The 2,772-nt window shown below is 58.0% G+C and carries 4 protein-coding genes; all 4 read right to left on the minus strand.

Annotation, left to right across the window (positions count from 1 at the left end):
- Positions 1-44: 44 nt before the first annotated feature.
- The 4 genes from IQK56_RS11835 to tnpA are packed head-to-tail and all read right to left on the minus strand — an operon-like array spanning position 45 to position 2,672.
- Positions 45-395, minus strand: coding sequence for an ASCH domain-containing protein (locus IQK56_RS11835; protein WP_150762174.1), 351 nt, complete (start codon positions 393-395; stop codon positions 45-47).
- A gap of 51 nt (positions 396-446) precedes the next feature.
- Positions 447-1,973 carry an IS66 family transposase gene (gene tnpC, locus IQK56_RS11840; RefSeq protein ID WP_150762173.1) on the minus strand — a complete coding sequence of 509 codons (1,527 nt, stop codon included), beginning with the start codon at positions 1,971-1,973 and terminating at the stop codon, positions 447-449.
- A 49-nt stretch (positions 1,974-2,022) separates the two neighbouring features.
- Entirely contained in the window at positions 2,023-2,358 is a 336-nt protein-coding gene (tnpB, locus tag IQK56_RS31130) for an IS66 family insertion sequence element accessory protein TnpB (RefSeq protein WP_060550544.1), read from the minus strand.
- Complete coding sequence (gene tnpA, locus IQK56_RS11850; protein WP_057452779.1) at positions 2,355-2,672, minus strand: IS66-like element accessory protein TnpA; 318 nt, start codon at positions 2,670-2,672, stop codon at positions 2,355-2,357. The genes tnpB and tnpA overlap by 4 nt, the downstream gene beginning before the upstream one ends.
- Positions 2,673-2,772: the final 100 nt, after the last annotated feature.

A 2,772-nucleotide genomic window follows, 5' to 3' on the forward strand; every position in this document is an offset into this window, starting at 1 on the left:
GTAAGCGTCTGCCCAACACATCTTGCTCAATGTTCAGCGTCCGTCTAGAAGCTGAAATCTACCTCGTAAATACCCCGGGACGCACGGATGCTCACAGGGCGTGTGACTGGCCTTACGTCACTCAACTCCCATGCGAGCCAGCCATCTTCAAAATAGCTTGCACAAGCTGCTTGCATGTCAGCGAGGATGAAGGGGCGCACGGCTTTCACGCGCACAATTGCGACGGCAATACCGTCATCGTCTTCGTCCCTATCGGTATGGAGAAATCGGCCGTTTTCGACAATCAGGAGATCCTCGGAAGGATCTAATTCTGGATGCCAACGACGAACTTCGAGGGTTTTCTCGCCAGAAGCGATTCGGCCGCCACTGGGCCGTACAATTGATAAAGCCTTGATGGTTTTCTCCTAAAATTAGAATAAGTGCTCAGCCGAGTCACCTTGCGCAGGTCAGCCCGGCATCCACTGATGCGGCAGTAGATGCCCAATCTCACTGGCCTTCTGCCTCGGCAGCCGCGTCAGCACATCCTTAAGATATGCATACGGATCATGTCCATTCATGCGTGCCGACTGGATCAAACTCATGATCGCTGCCGCTCGTTTACCGCTACGAAGAGACCCAGCGAACAACCAATTGGAACGCCCAAGCGCCCATGGCCTGATCGTGTTCTCCACCGGATTATTGTCGATGGGCACAGCACCATCATCCAAGTAGCGCGTCAGCGCTACCCAGCGTTTCAAGCTGTAGTCCAAAGCCTTGGCCGTAGCCGAGCCTTCTGGCACAAGCTCGCGCTGAGCCAGCATCCACTCATGCAACTTTCCTGCGATGGGAACCGCTATTTCCTGACGTAATCGCCTGCGGTCTTTATCGCTCATTTCTTTGGCTTGCCGCTCGATCTCGTACAGGCCGCCAATTGAGTGCAGTGCCTGTTCGGCCAGTTGGCTCTTGTTCGCCACATGCAGGTCGAAGAACTTACGGCGAGCGTGCGCCATGCAGCCGATTTCGGTGATGCCCAGTTCAAAGCTGGCCTTGTAACCCGCGAAGTCATCGCAGACCAGCTTGCCGTTCCACGTGCCAAGGAAGTTACGTGCATGTTCCCCAGCACGGCTGGGGCTGAAGTCGTAGACCACGGCCTTCAGTGCCGAGAACGGCGTCGTGCAATAAGCCCAGACATAAGCTCGGTGCGTTTTCTTCTCGCCAGGCGTTAGCATCTGCACCGGGGTTTCATCGGCATGCACGACTCGCTGAGCCAGCACCGCCTCGCGCAGGGCATCCACCAACGGCTGGAGTTGCACGCCAGTTTGGCCCACCCACTGAGCCAGTGTTGAGCGCGGGATCGCAAGGCCTACACGGCCAAAGATCTTTTCCTGTCGGTACAGCGGAAGATGGTCGGCAAACTTGGCCACCATCACGTGGGCCAACAGCCCGGCAGTTGGGATGCCCTTGTCGATCACTTGGGCCGGTACCGGCGCCTGGATCAGTGTTTCGCACTGGCGGCAGGCCCACTTCCCACGTACATGCTGCTCAACGGTAAACACGCCCGGTGTGTAATCCAGCTTCTCGCTGACGTCTTCGCCGATGCGCTGAAGCTGGCACCCGCAAACGCACTGGGTGTTCTCTGGCTCGTGACTAATGACGGTACGTGGGAACTGCGGCGGCAGCGGCGCGCGCTTGGGCTTTTGGCGGGTTTCGTCCGACGTCGGGGTAGGACGAAGCGCATTCAGTTCTGCCTCGATGGCCTCAAGGTCGGTGTTGAGCAGGTCATCCAGCAAGCTGCCTTGCGCCGGGCTGATTTGCTCGCTGCGCTTGGCAAACTTATGGCGCTTGAGGATGGCTATTTCGTGAGAGAGCTGCTCGATGATCGTCTCATCACGATGGCTCTTTCGGCCCATGGTGTCGACCTTCGACAGCAACTGCGCAGCGAGTGCGCGCAGTTGTTCAGGTGTCATCTGGTCGAGATTGGGCGAGGAAGTCATGCAGTGGATTTTACCAAAGCGATCCACCTGCCACAGCGCAAAAACAAGGCTAAATCAATGTGATTGCGCCGTTAGCGCCAACCCGCTGCCATGGCAAACCGAGCACCAACGCTTGAAGTTGTTCAGCGTCGAGTTCGACTTCCAGGCCGCGATGAGTGCCAAGCCAATGGAATTTCCCTTGGTTCAACCGCCGTGCGGCAAGCCAGATGCCCACGCCATCATGCACCAGCACCTTCATCCGGTTGGCACGGCGATTGGCGAACAGATAAGCGCAGTGCGGCTTCGCCGCACCGAATACTGCGACCACGCGGGCCAGCGCCGTGTCGGTGCCGGCACGCATGTCCATGGGCTCCGTGGCGAGCCAGATGGCGTCGATGCGGATCATTGCGATAGGCTCCGGATAAAGTGTGCGCAGCCGTCCGGGTCGGAGATGGGCCATTTGACCGTGATGGATTTGTCGCCCAGCGGCAGTGCGATAACCACCGCTTCATCAGCGTGCCTTTTAGGTATCGGTTGCAGCGGTACGAACGCGGGAAGTGGAGCGACGGGTTTGTCCCGGTAAATCGGCAGCCACTTGCGGATGACGTTGGCGTTGATGCCATGGCTGATGGCGACGCTGGACACCGTGGCGCCTGGTTGCAGGCATTCCTGCACGACCTGGGCCTTGAAGGGTTTGGGGTAAGAGCTTCGTTGGCGCATGAGAATCCTGGCGATAAGGGTGATCGCGTCCGCTTAAAAATAGGCGGACACCATCGCCCTTAATTCAGGATTTCTGAAGGTGTGTTCGCTGGCCGCTTAC

The organism is Pseudomonas cyclaminis (assembly GCF_015163715.1).
Classification (GTDB): Bacteria; Pseudomonadota; Gammaproteobacteria; order Pseudomonadales; family Pseudomonadaceae; genus Aquipseudomonas; species Aquipseudomonas cyclaminis.

Bases quoted from the DNA above. Each gene is read 5' to 3' on its own strand.
- tnpB (WP_060550544.1), bottom strand. From the start codon at position 2,358: ATGATCCGCATCGACGCCATCTGGCTCGCCACGGAGCCCATGGACATG.
- tnpC (WP_150762173.1), bottom strand. From the start codon at position 1,973: ATGACTTCCTCGCCCAATCTCGACCAGATGACACCTGAACAACTGCGC.
- tnpA (WP_057452779.1), bottom strand. From the start codon at position 2,672: ATGCGCCAACGAAGCTCTTACCCCAAACCCTTCAAGGCCCAGGTCGTG.